Annotated in this window: 4 protein-coding genes; all 4 read right to left on the bottom strand. The window is 72.9% G+C overall.

Annotated elements, in window-relative coordinates:
* Positions 1-57: 57 nt before the first annotated feature.
* Positions 58-14,319 (bottom strand): hypothetical protein, encoded by a 14,262-nt coding sequence (locus tag ACQP09_RS28610; protein WP_433406791.1) that lies wholly within the window; start codon positions 14,317-14,319, stop codon positions 58-60.
* A gap of 117 nt (positions 14,320-14,436) precedes the next feature.
* A complete protein-coding gene (locus ACQP09_RS28605) occupies positions 14,437-14,805 on the bottom strand; it encodes a hypothetical protein (protein ID WP_433404739.1) in 369 nt (122 codons plus the stop codon).
* Positions 14,806-14,809: 4 nt separating this feature from the next.
* On the bottom strand, positions 14,810-15,259 hold the full coding sequence (locus ACQP09_RS28600) for a YbaB/EbfC family nucleoid-associated protein (protein WP_433404736.1): 450 nt from the start codon (positions 15,257-15,259) through the stop codon (positions 14,810-14,812).
* 64 nt (positions 15,260-15,323) lie between these two features.
* Positions 15,324-18,911, bottom strand: coding sequence for an AAWKG family protein (locus tag ACQP09_RS28595; protein ID WP_433404733.1), 3,588 nt, complete (start codon positions 18,909-18,911; stop codon positions 15,324-15,326).
* Between the last annotated feature and the right edge of the window lie 16 nt (positions 18,912-18,927).

Here is an 18,927-nt window from a genome sequence, read left to right as displayed (position 1 = left end):
CGTCCGGCGAACCCGGCGTTCCGGCGTCCCGGCGGAACATCCCTGAGCGTCAGACCTTCATCGGGGATCGCCGTATGCCGGCTCGGAGTCGGTGTCCATCTCCTCCTCGCCGGACGCGTACTCCGACTCGGACTCGGCGGGGTTCTGCCGATGGCCGTTCGTCGTCCGGTCGCCCTGGAGCACCCCGTTCGCGTCCAGGTAGGCGCCGATGGTCTCCGCGTTGTCGCGGATGTACGCCCACAGTTCCGGGCGCTGCCGCATCCACTCCGGCATGCGCCAGCCGGGGAAGAACATGCCGTGGGTGCCAGCCGCCTGTACCCGGTGGCCCAGGGCGGGGCCGAGGTGTTCGTTGACCGCCTGGTAGGCGAGGTCGCAGGAGGCGCAGGCCAGTTTGAAGCCGCCGAGGTGGAGCGTTCGGGGCGTGGCCGGGTCGCCGGGGTGGTGCTGCCAGTGGTCGACCCAGTGGCCCAGGAGGGTCAGCTCGCCGTGTTCGGAGCCGTACGAACCGTACGGTGCGGCCGGAGTGTCCGGGTCGTTGACGTTCAGGATGCGTGGGGACTCCAACGCCTTCTGTACGAGGGTGAGTTCGGGTGAGTCCGGGTGGTAGAGGCGGTACCAGCCGGTGGCCAGGGCTCTGAGCTTCGTGCGGTCCTTCAGCTCGCGGGCCATGGCGGGGCGGCGGCGGGCCAGCCATCGTTCGTCGCCCTGCCACTTCCGGCGGTCCGCCGCCAGGGACCGGCGCTCCTGGTCCGTCGCGCCGTTGTCGTCGAGGTCCCGCTGCCACTGGTCCAGCTGGGCCGACCACTGGCGGTGGCTCTCCTCGTCCCGGGCCCACTGTTCCAGCTTCCGCTGCCGGGGGGTGCCTTCCGGTTCCTGGCCGGTGACGAACCAGCGCAGCTCCTCCTCCACCAGCGCCGCCTCGTCCCTGGTCAGCGCCTTCGTGCCGGTGTTGCCCGCGATACCGAGTGAGCCGTCCGGCAGCAGGCCGACGGCGATGTGCGGGGTGACCTGCGCGTCGGCCAGGCGGTCGTCCTTGCGGAGGGTCTCCTTCACCAGGCGGGCCACCCGGTCCAGCATCCGCAGGGTGACCTGGCGGTCCCGTTCCGAGGTGCCGCCGGGGCGGGTCTGGCGGAAGGGGCCGTCCATGCCGAGGCCGAGCGCCTCCCGCAGGGTCTCGTACTCCTCCTGGTCCAGCCTGCCTTCCTGTTCCGCCTGGTCCAGGGCCTCCGGCAGGCCGATGCCCGCGTGCTCGGTGAACGCGCTGTCGAACGCCAGGTCGGGGAAGCCTCCCAGGTGCGCGTTGCGTCGGCCGATCGCGTCCAGGAGGGCCGGGACGCTCGGTCGCGGCTCGGCCAGCAAGGCCGCCAGCTCGGCCGCGTACGCGCTCTCCGGGTTGGCGCGTGCGGTCGGCTCCTCCGGCTCGGAGTCGAGGTCCATGTCCGACCCGGACAGGGTGCTCAGGCCGTACGCCTCCTCCTCGGCCGGGTGCGTGGGTGGGGGCGGAGCCGGAGCCGGGGTGCGTGGGAGCAGGGGGACGAAGTCCCCGCCCCGGCGGCGGAGGTGGAGTACGGGGGCGTCGGCGGAAGGGGCCGGGTAGGTGTGGGCCGTGCCGTTCTCCTCGATCAGGATGACGGTGGCGCCCGTCGCCGTTGCCGCCCACGCGGCCACCGCCCGGTCGGCGTCCGGGCCCCACGGGGCCTCGGCCAGGTGGCGGCGCAGGTGGCCGTCGCGGGCGTCGCGGCTCGGCGCGGGCACGCCCGGGCGGGGCTTCAGCGGCGGGGGTGAGAAGAGCGTGTCGTGGTCCGCGCGGTCGCCGGGGAGGCCGTTGAGGCGCATCAGCTGGGCCGGCGACGCCTCGGACCGGATACGCAGGCGGGCCGCCTCGTGCCGGTCGCGGCCCGGCTGCTCGGCCGCCTGGCGCAGGGCCGTGGAGAGCGCGGCGAAGAAGCCGTTGCCCCGGCCGGCGGGGGTGCCCTGGGTGTAGGTCGCGCCGTCGGGGGCGGTGAGGACGCCGTCGCGGTCCAGGCGGTAGCGCGGGGCGTCCGTGTCGGTGGGTGGGGACCAGGGCGGGGCGGGGTGGGCCCGGTGCGGTTTCGGATCCGCCCCTGAGGTGGTCGGCGACGTGCTCGTCGGCCGCGGCAGTGCCGTGGCCACCGGCGGCGGAGTGCCCGGCGGCAGCGTGGCCGAGAAGAAGCCGTCCGCCGCGAAGAGCACCGGGTGGGTGGCCGCGTCGACCGCCGCCGGGTCGGCGCCGTGCGGCAGGAAGAGCTGCGGCCGCCCCTCCCCCGTCACCACCGTCAGCGGCGTGCCCAGGACCCGGGCCGCCAGCGCGGGCAGCAGGTCCGCGCCGCCGTGGTCGCCCGCTCGGCGCTCGGGGTCCGTAGGCTCCGACGGCTCCACCGCGAACGGGCGTGCCAGAGCCGCCGTCGCCAGCGCCACCCGCTGGTCGGGCGTCGGCCAGAACGTCTGCGGAAGGCGGCCGAAGGCGTCGAACTCCGCCTGCTGCGCCGCCGTCAACACCACTCCCGCACCATCGAGTTCGGCCTGCGTGAACGTGTCTGCGGCATCCAGCGCCAGCGCGTCGAGCAGGTCCTCGTTGCCGTCGTCGGCCAGCGCCCATGCGAGGCGGTCGCGCGCGGCGGCGATGGCTTCGGCCATGACCGCCGGGTCTCCAGGGTCCGCTGTGAAACGCGCGGCCAGGTCAGCGGTGAGGAGGTACGGAAGCCGGTCCTGGGCCGTCGCCAGCAGCGCGTGGAAGAAGGAGGCGCCGTCGTGCGGCATGGCGTACACCTCGCGCACCGTCGTGCCGTCCGGCGAGGTGAGCGTGCGCGGGGCGGAGTCGGTGGCGGGGTCGGTGGCAGCGCCGGGATCGGTGGCGGTGATCTTGTACGGTTCCGGCGCCTCGGAGCGCCAGTCGGGGGCGGCGTACTCCTGCGGCAGGTCCTTCACCGGGACCGAGCCCGTGCCCTGGTGGTGGGCGGTGAGGCGGGCGGCGGCGAGGTGGAGGCGGTGGTGGGCCGTGGCCGCCGCTTCGGTGTGCCGTTCCCAGCGGCGTACCTCTTCGCGCGCGGCTTGCCAGGCGGTGACGGCCGGGGACTCGGCGACGGCCCGGGGCAGGACCGTGGTCCGGTCGTCGTCGCCGAGCGCGGCCTGCTCCTCCGCGCTCAGGTCGAGCCAGGTCTCGCGGGCCTTCGCGCGGGCGTCGTAGTAGTTCTTCTCGGCGGCGGCGAGGTCGGCCGCCGCCTTGGCCTGGTCGTCCCAGGCCGTCCGGGCCTCGTCGGGGAAGGTGGTGTCGTCCAGGAGGCCGTGGTCGCGGGCGACGTCCTCGCGCAGCCACACCAGCGCGGTCGTCTCCGCCTCCGCTGCGCGCGGGCCGCGCCTCGGCTTGCCGAGCGCCTGCATCGGGCGGCTGTCGGAGACCCGGTGGTCCACCTCGGCCACCGACAGCCAGCTGACCGGCACCGCGAAGAGCATGCTGCGGTCGGTGACGACCTTGACGTGGGTGCCGAGCGTGGTGTCCGTGGCCGCCTTGAGCGTGGTGCCGTCGTTCGACCCGCCGATCGGGACGGTGGCGCCTGGATTGGTCACACCCGCGTTGCTGTTGCCCGCCAGCGGTGACGTGCTCGCCGCAGCCTCGACGTTGTCGGTGATGCCGGCCTCCAGCGCGTCGGAGGTCTTGCGCCGCTGCATGGCCTCCATCCGCGGCTTGTTCTCCACCGCGAGGAGGCGGGCGCCCCGACGGTGCATCTTGGCGTAGAGGCGGGAGTCGGCGGTGTGCGACTGGCCGAGGAGGCGGGCGGAGGACTGGGTGGGCAGCGGCGAGCCGTTCGGGCCGAGCGCCTCGCGGAAGCCCGCGGTCAGGCCGATCTGGCTGGTCGCCTCCTGCTGGGCCTGGGCGGGTGCGGTGCCCAGGCCGGTCAGCGGGGTGTGGCGCGCCATCCGTACGCGCCCGGCGAGCGAGGTGCCGGTGTGCCGCTTGCCGAGGTCGCTGTCGCCGGGAAAGCCGTCCGCGCGGGCGGTGGCGAGGGTCAGCGCGTCCTCCACGTTGGCCGCGCCGAGGATGTCCACGGCGAGGATGCCGGAGCCGATCACGTCGTCGAAGGGGAGGATGTCCAGGTCGGGCGCGCCGGTGCTCCCGACAGGCGTGCCCCCGACAGGCGTGTTCCCGTCCGTCGTACGCCGCGTCCCGTCCGTCGTACGCCACTCCGCGATGCCTGCCGGGCTGGCCTGATCAGCCGTCAGGATCCTTACTGCGCGCTCAGGTTCCGGTAGCGACTGTTCGGTGATCGCACCATCGGCGCCGTCGCCGTCCGGGGTGAGCAGGCTCGTCGGGAGGATCTCGTTCAGGCTGCCGACGGGAGCGGTGGTGGCGGGGCCGAGCGGTTCGCCGGACGCGTCCGTCATCGTGACGGTCAAGGTGTACGTGGTGACGATCTCGGCGTGCGTCTGGGTGGTGGCGATGTTGGGCATCGCGGTGGAGCCGGTCGTCTCGGTCCGGGTGCTGGAACGCTGCTTGGCCGCGGTGCCCTGGAGCGCCGGGTTGGCGACGAGGATGCCGTTGTCCGCCGCGCGCTGGCCGGCGCTGAGCGTCACGTCGGCGCCGCGGTCCTGTGACGTACCCTCGGCGCCGTCGCGGGCGGTGTTCCGGTAGTCCTCCAGCTCGTAGCCGGTACGGAGCCGGTCCACGGTGGTCGTGACCGGCGTCAGCGTGAACCTCAGCTGCCCGGGGCTGCCGCCGACCGGCAGGTGGTGGAGGGCGGACCAGGCGCGGTAGCGGACGGGCAGGGTCATTCCGCCGGTCGTCAGCTCGTGCACATGGGAGCGGAGGAAGTCCGGCGAGAGCCGCTGGAGGGCCTGTTCCCGGTCGTGCGACGGTACGCCGATCCGCTCCAGCCGCCCCATCAGCTGCTGCGCCGCCCGGCTCGCGTCGAGCTGGCCGCTGGGGTGGGTCGGGAAGCGGCGGGTACGCAGGAAGGGCGGCAGCCGGTAGCCGCCGCCGAGGTTGCGCGGAGTGGTGGTGGCCAGGCCGTCCGGGGCCAGCCCGGCCTCGATGGCGTCCTGCATCGGCAGGTGGAACATCACCGCGTCCCGGATGCGCTGAAGCGCGGCGGCGGCCCCGCGCGGTGCGAGGCCGCGGCCCAGCCGCTCGGAGATCCGCCCGGCCGCCGAGCTGATCCCGGCTCCGGCACGCGTACCGACGGCTCCCATCGCGGCCGTCCAGCGGTCCCGTACGGCGACGGTCTCGGCGGTGTCGGCGACCACCAGGTACATCCGACCCGCGTACGTGAGCGTGGTGTTGCGCCCCCGCGTGAGCGTCTGCGAGACGCTGCGGCCCTTGCCCCACGCGTACTGGAGGGCGGACGAGTACGTGCCGATCACCGCCTGTCGGCCCGGAGCCTGCTGCAACGGCGTCACGGATCCCTGGAGTCCGAGCGTGGTACGGGACACGGAGCTCGAACTCCCCGCCACCCGGTGCTCGTTGCCGATCGTCGCTTCCAGCGTGCCCGGCTTGGGGTCGCTCCTGACCCGGAGGTTGCCGAGCTCGCCTCGGACGGCGGCCTTCAGGTAGTGGGTGGAGAGCGGGCCCGCGCCGCTGAGCCCGGTGATCCGGGAGCCGAACGGACCCAGGTACTGGCCGAGTTGACCGGCGATGCTGAGGTTCACCATGGCCCGGCGCAGGGCGGTGCGGACCGGAGCGCCGGGAGCGCTGACGTGCCAGGAGGTGTTCGTCGCGCGGTCGGCGGTGTCCTGGACGAGCTGCTGCCGCTCGCGGCCGCCCTCGGTGCTGAGCACCACGTGCGGGGCGCTGAGCAGCCTCCGCACGAGCTGCCGGTCGGCCGATTCCGTACGCGGCAACGGACGCGTCCCGTCCAGCAGTTGGTCCGCCTCGGTGGAGGAGAGGTGACGCGGTACGGGGGTGGGCGCGGGCGCCGGCGCCGGGCCGGTGGGCGGTGGGTCGGCGGGGGCGTGGCGGTCCGAGCCGTGGGCCGCCGGCACGGCCAGCTCCACCCGGCCCACGGTCTCGCTGCCCCGGCTGAACAGCGGCCGCTCCTCGACCTTGCTCACGAAGACTCCCGCGCCCAGCACACCGACCGAAAGCAGCCGCGCCCAGCCGCGCGGACGGCGGTGACCTTCGAAGGTGGCGCCCAACTCCACCTGGTAGCTGTAGAGATCGGCGCCGTTCTGGAACGTCAACTGGTCGTGCGCGACCGCGACGGTGTTCCGGGTGGCCCGCGTGCCGGTCTTCGCGTAGCGGGCTCCGAGCGAGAGGTTGCCCGCCTGGCGCGGCACTCCGGCCGTCGGGTCCTTCGCGTGGTCGCGCGGTGAGATGCCCAGCTCGACACCGGCGGAGAGCGTGGTGGAGGCCTGCTGGCCCTGGCCGGACACCTCGGTGCCGATCACCGCGTTGCGCAGCGACCGTTCGCTCATCGTGGTCTCGAATCGCCGGTCGGTGAGCCGCGCCCGCAGAATCAGTGTGTGGTGGCCGCGCCGTACCTTGCCGTCCTCGGTGAGCGTGACCGGGATGCCGGTGGTGGTGAGGTCGTCCAGGCTCTGCGCGAGGGTCGGCCGGTTGAGCGCCTCGCGCACCTGGCGGTCGTTGTGCAGAGCGGTCCGCATCCGCCCGTCCCCGTACCAGAGCTTGGCCAGCCGCGGGTGGCGCAGCATCAGCGGTGGGACGAAGAGCGAGCGGTAGGAGCGGTGGAGCGTGTCCAGCACCGTGTCGGCGAAGGCCCGGAGGGGGTCCTGAGGAGCTGGCGCGGGGGCTGGAGGAGCCGGGATGGCAGGTGTCGGGGCCGGGGCCGGCGGTCGCTGGTCGGGGCGGAAGCCCTCGGCGCGGACCTGGCCGCTCAGGTGCACCGGGTCCTCGCGGGTGAGGTACCACGGCACCGGCGGCTCGGCGTCCCGGTTCGGGCCCGTCGCACCCGGTGTACGGCTGTCCCAGCCCGCGAGGCGGCGCGCGTCCTGGGTGGAGATCCAGTCCAGGCTGACCACCCGGACCGGACGGGCCGCCGAGGCCGGTTCGCCGGCTCCGCGCACCATCAGGGTGCGCTCGACGCGGTAGAGCGCGATCGGCTGGTTCCGGACGCGGCCGGTGGTCTTGCGGGCCGCGTCGGTGCCGAGGTGGTGGCTGCGCCCGGTGGAGAGGTCGGCGCGGACCACCGGGCCGCCCTGGAGGCGTACATCGGTCTCCGGGCCGGTGAGGGTGTAGTTGGGCCCGGCGGTGACCTGGACGCCGAGGCGGGTGTCCCGGACGTGGGCGCGCTGGTTCTGGTACGTGGTCTGGGTGAGGTCGCGCACCTCCGACTTGACCGACTCCGTGACCAGGGTGGCCCGGTGCGGGATCGACCGTTCGACGACCAGGTGGCCGAGCGGGTGCTGTCCGCTGCCCCGGGTCAGTTCGGGTCCGCTGACCGGTCCGGCGAACCGCGCGAACAGGCCGAGCAGCCGACCGGGCCGGACGTAGGAGACCAGTGTGCGGTGGGCCGAACTGCCGGGCCGTGCACCGGAGATGGCGAGCGCCACCTCCTCCGGCGGGTCCGTCAGATGGAGGGCCGTGGTGTCGGAGATCCGTGGCTCGACGCCGTCCGGGAAGGTGAGCGTCTCCGGAGCGCGCTTCGGCCCGGTGAACGGCACGGTGAGATCGTCCGGGAGGCGCCAGCTCAGGCCGTCCCGCAGCGCGAACCCGGCGGAGTGCACGGGGCTGCGCCGCCAGCGGGGGGCGGCGGTGGGCCGGCTCGCGGCCTTCGGCGCCTCCGTGACGCGCTCCACCCGCACCCGGTAGTGGACGTCGTCCAGGTGCAGATGCGAGCCGTCCAGCGCCCGGTACTCCGACTGGTGGTACGCCTGGGTGCCCTGGGTGTAGTCGGTCCGGCGGCTCCAGCCGAGCGAAACGCCAATCTTCAGCATCCAGTTGAGCGGCGGGCCCATGCCCAGCGCACCGGCGATCCGCCGCCCGACCCCGACACTGCGCCCGCCACCCGTACCGGCCTGACCGCGCCGCATGGTGTCCACCCGGACCGTGGAGCCATTGACGTCGGAGAACCTCTCCCAGCGGTGGTACGGAATGGCCTCGACGGTCATCTCATGGCCGACGCCGGACTTCTCCCGGCCCACGAAACGGGCGCCGCGCGGGGCAGTGAAGGCGCCGGGCTGGTCGGTGAGCAGGCGCAGCAGCTCCGCCTCGTCGAACTGGGCGCGCACCTTCTTCGGCAGCGTACCGAGGATCTCCTGGGCCACCAGCTCGGGCGAGCGCAGGGTGAGGACGCCGACACCGTTGAGGAGGCCGGGCTGCGGGGTCCGGCGTGCGCGGGCCGACGGTGATCCGCCGCGGGGATCGCCGCCCGGATCGGCGTCCGGGCTGAGCAGGACGGCGGGCAGCCGACTGCCGTCCTCGAAGGTGACGGTGCGCGGCGCCGGACCCGGCGGCCGGGCGGCCTCTCCGGTCAACAGCCGCGCGGGCCGGTGCCGTTCGAGCTGGGTCTCCAGCGGTACGGGGTCACCGCGGTCCGGCGTCTCCGTAGCGGGAGCGTACAGGTCGGTGATCCCGCCCATGCTCCGCAGCCACTCCCCGAAGACGTCGGAGCCGGCGGGGGCCGCCGGAGTCGGCGCGGGGGCCGCCGAGGTGGGCGCCGGGGCCGCCGGAGTGAGCGCGGGGGCCGACGTGGTCGTGGGCGCCGACGTGGTCGTGGGCAGGGCCGAAGGCGGGAGCAGGGCGTCGTAGTGGTCGGTGCCGTTGTAGGCGAGGTGCAGGGTGCCGCCGCGGCCGCCGGGGTTGAGGGGCGTGGCGGAGGCGGGTCCGGGCGGCGACGGGGCGGGCCCGACGAGCCGCAGGTCCAGGTCGAGGGTGTGCGCCAGCGCCTGCGGGAGTACGTCGGCGAAGGGTGAGGCCCACAGCGCGGGCAGCTCGGCCGCCGCGAGGATCAGGCCTTCGGTGCCGAGCCGCCGCGCGTCGGCCGGGGTGGGCGCCACATCGGCGAGGTGCGGATAGCCGCTGTCGCGGAGCATCCGCCGCCACCGGCGCCCGTCGCCGTCGGTGACGACCGCCTGCGCGATCCGGTCCCAGCGCTGGGTGATCCTGGTCTGCGCGTCCGGGTCCCCGACCCCGGCGATGGCGGTCGTCCGGAGGTCGTCGACGACGGCGAGGACCGGGTCCGGGGTCGCCTCGGCCGCCGCGGTGAGCAGTTCGGAACCGGTGAGCCGGTCGCGCAGCAGCTCACGCAGCCGGGTGACGTCCCGCGCGGCCCATGCCGGAGGCACGGTCCGGCCGCGCGCGGTGTCGAGCAGCGCCCGGAAGAGGCAGTTCCCGCCGCCCGGGGTGTGCAGCCGGCGGAAGGTCAGGCCGTCCGCGCGCACGGTGTCGGCGGGGCCGGGCGTGGTGGCTTCCTTGCTGAGCAGGGTCAGGTCTTCGGCCAGGCTCTCCGGACGGCCCGGCGTGGGCGCCAGGTCGGGCCTGCGGCGAGCGAGTTCGGCGGTGTCCTCGGGGCTCAGGGCCAGGTCGGAGAGGGGCAGCGGGGTGTCGGAGAGGGACCAGGTGATCCGTGCGGCGGGCGCGTAGGCGAGACCGCGTACGTCCTCCGGCGAGACCAGGGCGTTCGGGGGGAGCTCGGGCGGCGGCGGGGGCAGCAGTGCGTCGAGCGTGGTGTCAGGTGTGGCGGCGGCGCGCAACTCGGCGGCCGCGCGCAGGAACGCGCGGTATTCGTCGGGGGTGGGGTCCGGCGCGGGTGCGGTGACGGGGTCTGCCGTCGCTCCGGTCGCGTCCCGCCGGTCGATGACCATCCGGCGCAGGAGGTCCGGGGTCATCCGGCCGTCGCCGTAGCGGGCCGCGGTATCCGGGGCGAGCCAGCGCAGACCGTCCACGTACGCGAGTCCGGCCAGCAACTCCTTGTTTCCGGGCTGCTGTTCGGCGTCGGTGCCGAGGGCGTCGCGCAGCGTGCGGATCTGCTGGAGCGTACGGGCCTGTGCGAAGGCGTCGGCCGGGTCCGGGCCCGTGTGCAGGCCCGCGTCGCGTGCCAGGGCGTCCAGTTCGGCGCCCCCGGGTTCCGGCGTGAAGAGCCGCCACCGGCCCGGCCCGTCGGGGCCCTCGGTGAGCACCGCGCGTACGTTGCCGTCCCGGTCCTTGGCGGTGCCCGCCTCGGTGGTCGGCGCGTACACCTGGCGCCCGGTCCGGTTGGCCACGTGCTGGGCCACCGGCAGTCCCGCGATCTTCGGCTGCTGCCCGGTCTCGCAGGAGAACAGCACCAGCGGACGGTCCCGATCACCCTCCTGCTCCCAGGACTTGAGCACCTCGCCGAGCTGGACTCCGCTGACCTTCACCGTGGGGTGCGCGGCGTCGTCGGTGCCGAGGGTGACGGTACGGGGGGTGCCGTGGCCCGCGAAGTAGTCGGCGCCGCGCTCGGTGCCGGAGCCGGGCAGCGCGGTCGGCGGTCCGGTGAACACCGTACGGGGGACGGGCGGGGTGGCCCCGGTGGGCCCGTCCGGAGCCTCGGAGGAGGTGGTGCGGACACCTCGGAAGGTGTCCTGGCCGAGCAGCGCCCGGCGCCCCGCGCTCTGCGCCGTACCGTCCTCGGCAGGTCCCTGCGAGATGGTCAACGTCTGCACGGCACGGCCCGGTTGGGGCTGCGCTGCCGTCTCCGGTACCCACCGCCGTAGCTGCGCGAAAGGCACGGCGTGGCCGCTCAGGGTCGTCACGACCGGCTGGCCCTCGGCGGGCGGCGGGCTGCTTCGGCCGGTGGTCTCGGTGTCGGCGCGGCCCGTCTCGAAGTGCGTGTCCGTGGCGGTCTGTTCCGGGGCTGGGCGCGGCCTGTCGGTGTTCAGGACGCCGTTGCGGACCAGCGAGTCGACCATCTGCTCCACCGAGTGGCCGCCCTGGAACAGGCTGTACATGTTGTCCGGCACGACCGGCCGGAAGCCCTGCTCCAGAAGGAGTTTGGGCAGCAGGACCTGCACGTTGGAGCGGAGGTTGCCGTCCTGGAAGGGGTGGACGACGTGCAGCGCCCGGATCGTGCGGGCGATGGAGGCGAGCTTGGTGGCGTCGTCGGCATCGGCCCGGCCGACCCGCGCGTAGTGCTGCTGGAACAGCGTGTCGACGAGGCCGGGCGCCGCGCCCTTCCGGTAGTTGGTCGCCAGCGAGGGGTTGCTGTGCATGAAGCGGGTCAGGATGGTGACCGGCCGGGGCGAGGGCAGCGGGTTGGACCAGTTGTGCGTGGTCATGTCGTAGACCAGGGCCTGGTCCCCGATCCGCTCGTCGAACATATCGGAAGCCAGCGCGTCCCCCCGCAGCGGGAACTGCGTGGCCCCGCCTCCGGACCAGCCGATCGTCCGGCCGAGGTGCCCGGTCGCCAGGCCGTGCATGGCGAGGTACGCGGAGGAGTCCATGGGCGCCGCCACGGTGCCGGGGTCCGCCAGGAACTGCGTGTACGCCGCGACCATGCCCGCCTGGAAGCCCGGGGACCGGTCGTGGTCGTAGTAGGAACCGGGGTCGTCGGGGAAGGCGGCTTGGGCGGCTTCGTGGTTCTTGGGGTCGATGTAGAACGTCCACCACTCGTTCTCCGGCAGGAAGTCCCGCAGGGTTTCGGGGTGCTGCGGCTGCGCGGGGGCCGTTGGAGGCCCGACGGTCCCGGTGGCGGGCGCGGCGCCGGGGCCGTCGTCGCCGCGTCCTGACTCCAGGTGCAGATCCGTGGCCGCCTCGGCCTCGGGACGGGCCAGTTCGGCGAGCTTGGACGCGATGGGGGTGTCGGTGGTGGTGGGCGTGGTGGTGGGTGTCGGCTTGATGTCAGGGGTGGGGTCGGTGCCGGTCGTGGTGACCGCGATCGGCTTGGCGTCCAGGTCGACTTCGTTCCTGTTCAAGGGGATCGACTCGGCCGGAGGCGACTTCACCGGGAGCGGGTCCGTGTCCCGTGCTCCGGATTCGGTGCCGACCGGCTCAGTGGTGGACGTCTCGCCGGACGCCTCGCCGGATCGCGGCTGCACGGTCGGGCCGGTGTCGGAGGAGGGGACGGCGGTGCTCTGCGAGCCGGGGCGCGCCGCCGGGCCCGTCGACGCGGCGGGCGGCGGAGCGGTGGTCGTGACCGGCGGCGTGGCGGCCGATGTGGCGGGCGGAGGGGCGGTGGTCGTGGCGGGTGGCGGGGTGGCCGACATGACCGGCGGCGCGCCGAGCGCGTTCGCCAGCGGCATCAGCACATCCGCGCCGGGGAACGTGGTCCCGCCGCCGTCCACCGGCGTGGCGAACTCCGGACCGGTGAGCGGACGGGCCTGCACCGGTTCGCCGGGCCCCTCGCGGGTCAGCTCGACCGCACCGCGTACGGCCTCCCCGGACTCCCCCGTCACGCCCGACCCTTCCGACGCGACCGGCGGGCCGAGCACCACTGCCCGGTCGACCCCCGCGCCGTCCAGCAACGCGGCCGCTTCCGGCGACCCCGCACCCGGCGGAGGCACCTCCGAGACGACGATCGTCAGCGGAGGCGTGTTCGAGGCGCCGGGGCCGGCAGCCAGGTCCGGCCCACCGCTCACCGGCACCGGGCTGCCCTCAGCACCAGGCCCCGGCGCGTCCACCGTCACCGGTGTCCCGAAGCCCTCCAGGGCCCTGCGGACCCCGTCGGCGTCCACGTGCGCGGCGGGCCCGCCACCGGTGGGTACCACCCGTACCTCGGGCAGCTGCGACAGGTTGGCGTGCAGGCCTTCGCGTACGCCGATCTCCACGACGCCCGGCGGCTGGGAACCCCGTACGGCGGCGAGATCCCGCAGCGCCTGCTCGCGCACCTCGGCGGGGCCCTGGTGGACCTGCTGCCACAGCGCGTTCTCGGCGGCGGTCACGGGCAGCGGGCCCGGAGTGTACGGCGGCGGGTCGGCCGAGACGTACGGCGGCGGGTTCTGCGACACGTACGGCGGCGGCGACTGGCTGCCGCCGGTCACGTCGCTCCGGCTCGTGGTCTGCTGGGCGACGGGCGGCGGCGCGGAGGAGCCGGGGCCGGGGCCGTCGGCGGTGTCCGTACGGGCGGGGCCCTCGCCGCGGTCGGCGCCGTCGCCGGAACCGCGCGTGCCGGAGTCGCCGCCGGAGACGGTCGGTGGCGGCTGGTCGCGCAACTTGTCGATGGCGTGGCGCAGTTCGGCGCCGCTGTTCAGCGCGGCGCCGGTGAGCGTGGACTCGACCCGGCTGCTGATGCCCGCGCCGAAGAAGGTGGTCCAGCTGGAGGACCAGTCACCGTCGAAGGCCCCCTTGATCAGGATCTCCGCGACGACCTCTCCCGCTCCGGCGGCGAGGAAGTCGGCCGTTCCCTTGAGCCCGTAGTGCCCGGCAAGCGCGCCCGGCCGGTCGAGGTTGAAGCGCAGGATCCGGCTGTTGCGCCACAGGTCGGGGTTGTTCCGGAAGGAGAGCGGACCGTCCCGGAAGGTGACGGGCGGCGGATTGGGTGAAGGCGTCGGGCCGTTGCCGTAGGGCCCGGGGCTGTTCCCGTACGGCCCGGGGCCGTTCCCGTACGAGCCAGGGCCGTTCCCGTACGGATTCGGGTCCGGGCGGTCCTTCGGGAAGTTGCCGCCGTCCGGGTCCGGCTTGGGCGTCGGGCCGTTGTTCTTGAGGTCGATGTCCGGCGTGTCCCGCAGGTTCGGCGGGTTCTTGAAGTCGAGATCCGGGCCGTTCTTCAGGAACTTGCCGTCGAAGCTCCGGACGATGTCCTTCGCGAACTTCTCGAAGACGCTCGTGAAGAAGCCCGCCGCCGCGCCGAAGGCCGCCGCCTTGCCGATGTCGCTCCAGTCGATGGAGTCGGGCCGACGGCCGTCCGGGGCGAAGTTCATCATCGCGAGCCGCACGGCGAAGGTGGTGAACGCCTCGGCGAACGCCTCCGTCAGCGAGGGTGCCAGGTGCAGCCGCTGGAGGAGGTGGCTGAGCGTGGTGAGGATGAAGAAGCGGCTGCGCAGCTTCGCCATCATGATCTGGCTGGCCGAGGCGCCGCCGGTGAAGAAGGACATCGCCAGGTAGATGGCGATCTCGATGAGCAGCCGGATGATCTCGGCGATGACCTGCCACTTGGACTCCATGATGTCCATGGAGGTCTTACGGCGGCCCTCGGCGATCTTGTCGAGCTGGTCGGAGAAGTCGCGCAGGTAGTTCTTGCCGCCGTCGTCGATGAGCATGCCCATCGCCTTGGCGTACGACGAGGCGAGGTCGTCCGGCATGGACTCGCCGATGTCGTGGATCGACTTGTCGATCAGCGAGGACAGCCGGTCCAGTTTGCGCCCGAGACCCGAGTACGGGAGGCGGCTCTCGAAGGCGAGGTCCTCGTCGGCGTCCATGAGCTTCTCCCCGGTGAGGATGAAGATCATGGCGTTGACCTCGGGCGATACCTGGATGCTCACCGGCGGCCGCCGCCTCGCGCCGCGCGCGGGCAGGACGGAGCGGCCGCTCCCGGTCGCGTACGGGAGCGGCCTGCGCTGCGGCGGTCAGCGGCGGCCATGCCCGCCCGGGCCGTCGAATCCATCCGCTTCGAGGCGGCTGTTGCCGTGCTCGATCCCGTCGATGTTGCGGTCGCGCGTGTCCTTCATCATCCGGACGTTGCTGACCGTGGCGTCGGTGATGCCCACCAGCGCGTCCCTGATGGAGAGCATGGTGTCCTTGGTGGTCTGCCGCTCCTTCTGCTCCTGCGGCTTGGCCTTCTCCGAGAACTCGCTGTTGGTGCCGGGCCAGTTGACGGTGGGCGCCAGCTCGTCCAGGAACTCCTCGGTCATGGACCTGGTCAGGGTGCCGATCTCCTCCAGCTGGCGCGCGAGGGCCTCGATGCGCTGCGGGTCGACGTAGTACCGCTGTCCCATCCCCTCAGTCCTCTCCCTCGTCGCCGAGCGCGTCCCGCCAAGCGGGGGCGGGCGAGCCGGCCGGGGCCTCGTCGTCCTCGCGCAGCACCTCGGGGCCGAAGATGCGCTCCCAGTCCAGCTCGAACCCCTTCAGCTCCGGCATCTCGCTGCTGGGCTCGGTGAAGGGCGCCATCGCCTTCATCACATGCCGGTTCATCTTCAGGCGCGCCGCGCCCGCCGCCTCCAGGACGCTGGCGGCCAGCTCCTGCGGGGACATGTCACGGTACTTGTTCTCCAGGAACTCGATCCCGGCCAGCTCACCCTGCGGGCCGGCGGTGGCCCGTACCGCACGGTCGGAGGAGAGCGCCGAGAACGACGCCGTCCGCAGCTCTCGCTCGGTGCGCGCGACCGCCTCCTGGGCCGCCTGCAGTTCGGCCATGGCCTTCTCCAGGCGCTTCTCCAGCGGTTCCGTCACCGCCCGCTCCCTTCTTCTGCTTCGGTCGTCTCGTACGGCCCTGCGCTACGGAACCGAGTGGCCGTCACCTGCCGATCACGGCCGGGGTGCCGCCCTCCTCGGTGCCCCACACGTCCGCGTCCTCCTCCAGATAGTCGGCGGAGGTGGCCGGCCTGCGGTTACTCTGCTCCGGCTCCTCCGAGGAGTCACCGCCGGTGGTGGCGACCCTGGAGGCCGGAGTCAGGAAGGTGTCGGTGTCCTCCTGACGGTTCCAGGGGCTGCGCCGACGGCGGTTGCGGCGCTCGCTCTCCTCCGCCGCGTCGACGAGGACGGCCCGTACGCGTTCGCCGTTGCCCTTCTCGCCGCCCGCGCCCATACCGCCCATGCCGCCGCCCATCGGCATGCCGGGGCTGCCGGGCATGCCCGGGGCGCCGGGGGCTCCCGGGCCGCCGCCGGTGCCGGGGCCGAGGGGCGTCGCCTTGTCCGTGGCGCTGTCGGAGAGCGGGGACACCTGGCCGAGGGTCTCCGAGGACGGGAGGTTCGCACCGGGGAGGCCGCCGCCGGGGCTGCCACCCGCTCCGGCCTGGGCGCTCAGACCCAGCTCCGAGAGGGAGACATCGCGGGTGGTTCCATCGGGTCCCGTGCCACCGCCGCTACCGCCGCCGCTGCTGCCGTTGGCGAGGTCCTTGAGCCCGTCGAGATCGAGGTCCCGGTTCCCGTTCAGGCCGTCCAGGTCCCGGTTCCCGTTCAGGTCACCGAGGTTGCCGAGGTCGCGGTTCCGGTCGAGGTCCCGCAGGTCGTCGAGGAAGTCCGGCCTGCTGTTGCCACCGCGCGCGTTCAGCTCGTCGAGGGTGACCGTCTCGGTCCGGCCCTGAGGGTCGGTGACGGTGGCGATGCCGGTGTCCGGGTCGATGGAGTGGCGGGAGCCGTCCGGGAAGGAGTTGACGAACCGGCCGTTGTCCAGCGAGGAGACCGAGCCGTCCGGGTTGGTCACGTCGGCGCCGTGGGTGAGGTCGGTGGTGACCTCGGAGCCGTCCGGAGCGATGCTGGTGAGCTGCCCCGTGTCCGGGTCGAAGACGGCCTTGCCGCCGTCGGGGAACGTGGTCGCGAAGTCGCCGTTCTCCAGGCTGGTGAGGCTGCCGGTCGAGGACTTCAGACCCGCGTCGCCGGTGTTGAGGTTCCCGAGGTCGCCCAGGTCGTTGATGGTCTCCCGGTCGCCGAGGCCGCCCAGGTCTCCGCGTGATTCGGTCGGCAGGTCGGCGTTGATGTTGCCCAGGTCGCCGAGACCGCCCAGGTCCCCGAGGCCGTTGCGGCCGTTCAGGCCTCCGAGACTCCCCAGGTTCTCCGTGGTGACGGAGCCGTCGGGTGCCGTGGAGGTGGCCTGGCCGGTCGCGGGGTCGATCTCCTGCTTCGTACCGTCGGGGAACGTCGTCGTCAGCTTGCCGTCCTCGCCGAGCGAGGTGACCGAACCGTCCGGGTTGGTCACCCGAGCGCCGTCGCCGAGGTCCTGTGTGGTGACGCTGCCGTCGGGGTGGGTGGTCGTGAGCAGTCCGCTGTTCTTGTCGAAGGAGATGCTGCTGCCGTCCGGGAAGTCGGTGGTGAGCTGGTTGCCGTCCAGCTGGGTCCTGCCGCCGGTCGGGGTGTCGAGGGAGCCGCCCGCGCCGTTGTTGAGGTCGCCGAGGCTGCCCAGATCCTCGGAGATCGCCTGGCTGGCCGCGTCGTTGGGGTTCCGCGTGGAGCCGGGGCCACCGTTGAGCGCGCCGAGGTTGCCGAAGTTCGAGCCCACAGGGAGCGGTCCGCCGCCGGGGCTGTTCACGTCGCCGGGGCTGTTCACGTCACCGAGGTTGCCGAGGTTCTCGGAGACCGCGTTGTTCACGTCGTCGAGGCTGGGGGTGTTCGAGCCACCGGGGCCGCCGGGCGTGTTGATGGAGCCGAGGTCGCCAAGGCTCTCGGTCACCGGGACGTCCTGCTTGAGGTTCAGGAGTTCGTCGAGGCCGCCGAGGTTGCCGGGGCCCTCACCGCCGCCACCGGGCCCGTTGATGTTGCCGAGGCTCTCCTCCATCTGCTTGGCCTGCTCCTCGGCCTCCCGCTTGGCCTCCTCCTGCTCGCGCCGCTGCTCCTCACGCAGTTCGTCCTGGTACTTCTTGTCCTCGGCGCGCTGCTCCTCCTGCTCCTTGCGGAGCTCCTCCTGGAGCTTCTTGTCCTCCTCGCGCTGGAGGCGCTGCTCCTCGCGCAGCTCGTCCTGGTACTTCTTGTCCTCGGCGCGCTGCTCCTCCTGCTCCTTGCGGAGCTCCTCCTGGAGCTTCTTGTCCTCTTCCCGCTGCTTGCGCTGCTCCTCGCGCAGCTCGTCCTGGTAGCGGCGGTTCTCCTCGTTCTCCTTCTTGATCTCCTCCTTCTCCTCCTCCAGCTTCTTCTTCTCGTACTCCTCGCTCGCCGTGCCGGTCGACTTGGGCTCGGGTACGTTCTCGGAGAAGTCTTTGGAGAGGTCCAGGAACTGGTTGTTGAGCCGCGACTGCACGATGCGGGCGTTCTCGACGAGCATGTCGTCCACGGCCCGGCTCCAGATCTCCACGGCCTTGTCGCCGACCTTCGCCCAGTTGGCGATGTCGGTGAGGTCCCCGTACTCCGGGTGCACCTGGGAGAAGCCGGCCTCCGGCTTGTGGCTGACCGAGGTGGTGTAGCGGTAGGTGGTGGACGTGATCTTCGTCTTGGCCACGTTCTCCCGGTCCACCCACTTGGCCAGGTCGTCCAGGACGTAGCGCAGCACCCGGTGCGGGTCGTAGTAGTCGGACTGGGCCCAGGTGAGCCAGTAGCCGAGCAGGTCCCGGGCGGCCTGCTCCAGGTGGGAGCGGCCCAGGGAGAGCGCACGGGAGTAGACGGTGTTGCCGGTGCCGGTGGCGTCTCCGCTGCCCGCCGTCTCGTTGAAGGTCTCCACGTACGCGTCGTAGTTCTCGCGGATCTTCTCGATGAGGCTGCGGAAGACCTCCGCGGCCTCGCCCTTCCAGCTCGCGTCGTCCCGGCCGAAGCGGTCCTCCCAGTCCTTCAGCACCGGGGCGTGGAACTTGAAGAACTGGGCCGCGTAGTCGAAGGACTCGCCGGCCCTGGTGAAGGATTTCAGGTCGACGGCGTCGTTCTCCTTGGCGACCTCACCGCTGAAGCGGCCGTTGGCGCTGTTGCCCCCGTCCAGCAGGGACATGAGCGCCGCCCGGGGCCCGTTCATGTAGCGGGCCAGCGGGATGGTGCTGAACTTGTCCTTGTTGTAGTCGGTGAACTCGTTGCCCTCGCGGACGTCCACGTTGTTGACGTCGGTGGAGTCGGTGCCGGCGAAGATGATCTCGTCGCCGGACTTCACACGCCCCTCGAAGACGATGCGGGCCTGCATGATGGAGCGTTTCTTTCCGCTGTCGAAGAACCAGATGTCGTAGTCCTGGCCCTTGTTCTGCAGGAAGCCGGAATCCTTGACGAGGAGGCCGAGGCTGCGCTCCTTGATGTCCATGCGGAAGAGCTTGCCGCCGTGGTCGGAGCGGAGGGTGTCGAAGATCTCGCTGCGCTTGGGCACGGGGTAGCCGGTGATGTGGTGGACGAGGTCGGCCCAGTTGTCGGACGACGCCGCGTCCCTCTTCTCGTACTTGTCGACGTTCCCCACGGATGATTCGTCGTACCGGTCGGCCACCGCGCGCCCTCTCTCG

The organism is Streptomyces sp. CA-146814 (assembly GCF_050942385.1).
Taxonomy (GTDB): Bacteria; Actinomycetota; Actinomycetes; order Streptomycetales; family Streptomycetaceae; genus Streptomyces.
The sequence above is the reverse complement of the archived record's forward strand: the minus strand, read 5'-3'. Positions and strand labels throughout refer to the sequence as shown.